This is a genomic window from Stenotrophomonas sp. (assembly GCF_035634915.1).
In the GTDB taxonomy this organism is placed as follows: Bacteria; Pseudomonadota; Gammaproteobacteria; order Xanthomonadales; family Xanthomonadaceae; genus Stenotrophomonas.
This window is the reverse complement of the sequence record NZ_DASQCB010000026.1, coordinates 1-2,305: the sequence shown is the minus strand read 5'-3', so window position 1 is coordinate 2,305 and position 2,305 is coordinate 1. Positions and strand designations below refer to the sequence as shown.

Sequence of the window (2,305 nt, the reverse complement as noted above, 5' to 3'; positions counted from 1 at the left end):
GTTTGGTCCCGCTACCAGCGTGACCATCAAGGACCTGGTGCCGGCAGGCATCAGCATCACGGGCGTGCCGACTGGTGCAAACGTGGCCAGCGCGACCTGCACGCCCAATACCTTCCCCTTCGTGGGCAATGGCAGCACTGTCCTGACGTGCACGGTGAACTTCACGACCTCGGTCGCGGCCGGTGGCAACACCAGCTTCAACCTGCCGGCTGTGCCGACGGCTGTGGGCTCGAGCACGAACACGGCTTCCTATGATCCGTCTGGTGGTACCAGCCCGGTCAATCCGACGGCAGGTTGCACGACGGACTGCTCGTCGACGCCCGCCACCCCAGTCAACCCTGGTTCGCCCACGCTGACGGTCAGCAAGGCCAACCCCGGCAGCCTGGCTGTGGGGACTGCGTTCAACTACGCCTTCACGGTAGCGAATGCGGCTGGAGCGTTCGGTCCCGCCACCAGCGTGACCATCAAGGACCTGGTGCCTGCTGGCATCAGCATCACGGGCGTGCCGACCGGCGCAAACGTGGCCAGTGCAACCTGCACACCCAACGCCTTCCCGTTTGCGGGCAATGGCAGCGCCGTCCTGACGTGTACGGTGAACTTCACGACCTCGGTCGCAGCCGGTGGCAGCACCAGCTTCAACCTGCCGGCTGTTCCGACGGCGGTTGGTTCGAGCACGAACACAGCCTCGTACGATCCATCGGGCGGCATCAGCCCCGTCAATCCGACGGCGGGTTGCACGACGGATTGCGCATCGACGCCTTCCACGCCGGTGACCCCTGGTACTCCTGCGCTGACGGTCACCAAGGCCAATCCCGGCAGCCTGGCTGTGGGCACGCCCTTCAACTACGCGTTCTCCGTGTCCAACGCTGCCAGTGCCTTCGGTCCTGCCACCAGCGTGACCATCAAGGACCTGGTGCCTGCAGGCATCAGCATCACGGGCGTGCCGACTGGTGCAAACGTGGCCAGCGCGACCTGCACGCCCAACACCTTCCCGTTTGCGGGTAACGGCAGCTCCGTGCTGACGTGCACGGTGAGCTTCACTGCGGCAGTGGCGGCTGGCGGCAACACCAGCTTCAATCTGCCGGCTGTTCCGACGGCGGTGGGCTCGAGCACGAACACGGCCTCCTACGATCCGTCGGGCGGCATCAGCCCGGTCAATCCGACGGCCGGCTGCACAACAGACTGCGCTTCCACACCGGTGACTCCGGTCACGCCTGGCACGCCTGCGCTGACGGTCACCAAGGCCAACCCGGGTAGCCTGGCTGTGGGCACGCCGTTCAACTACGCCTTCGCGGTAGCGAATGCGGCCGGTGCCTTCGGCCCTGCCACCAGCGTGACCATCAAGGACCTGGTGCCTGCAGGCATCAGCATCACAGGCGTGCCGACCGGTGCGAACGTGGCCAGTGCGACCTGCACGCCCAACACCTTCCCGTTTGCGGGTAACGGTAGTTCCGTCCTGACGTGTACGGTGAACTTCACTGCGGCAGTGGCAGCGGGTGGCAACAGCAGCTTCAATCTGCCAGCGGTGCCGACGGCGGTGGGTTCGAGCACGAACACGGCTTCCTACGATCCATCGGGCGGCATCAGCCCCGTCAATCCGACGGCAGGTTGCACTGTGAACTGTGCATCGACACCCGCAACGCCGGTCACTCCCAGCACGCAGGTGCCGGTGGCTCCGACGCTGACGGTTTCGCCGACCACGGTGGGAGGCTATCCGCAGATTTCCGGCACCGGCACGCCGGGCTACACGATCACGGTGAAGGATGGCTCGACGACGCTGTGTACGGCAATCGTCGCGGCCGATCAGACGTGGAGCTGCACGCCGGGCGGCGGCTTGCCGACGCCGGGTCTGCATACGATCAGCGCGACCCAGACCAATCCTGGCAATGGCAATACCGGACCTGCCACAACGACTTCGCTCAACGTGCTCGGAACGACCTTCACGGGTCCGACAGCCACCGGGGCAGGCAACGCCACGGCGACCTTGAGCGGTGGTGGCGCGGGCTGCGGGTTCGATGTGTCGCAGTCGTCCTTCGTTGCGGCTCCGGGGGGTGCGCCGGGCCAACTGAGCTTCCCGTACGGCAATGTGCACTTTGTGGCCCGCGGCTGTACGGCCAGCAGCTCGATCACGGTCAGCGTCACCTGGCCGGGGCCGGTGACCGGCATGGCGTACTGGAAGTTCGGTCCAGCGTCCGCTGGGGCGGCGGACTCCTGGTATCAGCCTCCGGGTGCGGTGGTGTCGGGCAATACGACCTCGGTGGTGGTCACCGATGGCGGTCAGGGTGATGACGATCGCGCAGCCAAT

1 protein-coding gene is annotated in these 2,305 nt (G+C 66.2%); it reads left to right on the top strand.

Annotated elements, in window-relative coordinates; genetic code table 11:
* Nucleotides 1-19: 19 nt before the first annotated feature.
* Nucleotides 20-2,305: choice-of-anchor U domain-containing protein (locus tag VER16_RS19340; protein WP_324810937.1), on the top strand; the 2,286-nt coding region annotated here is incomplete at its 3' end.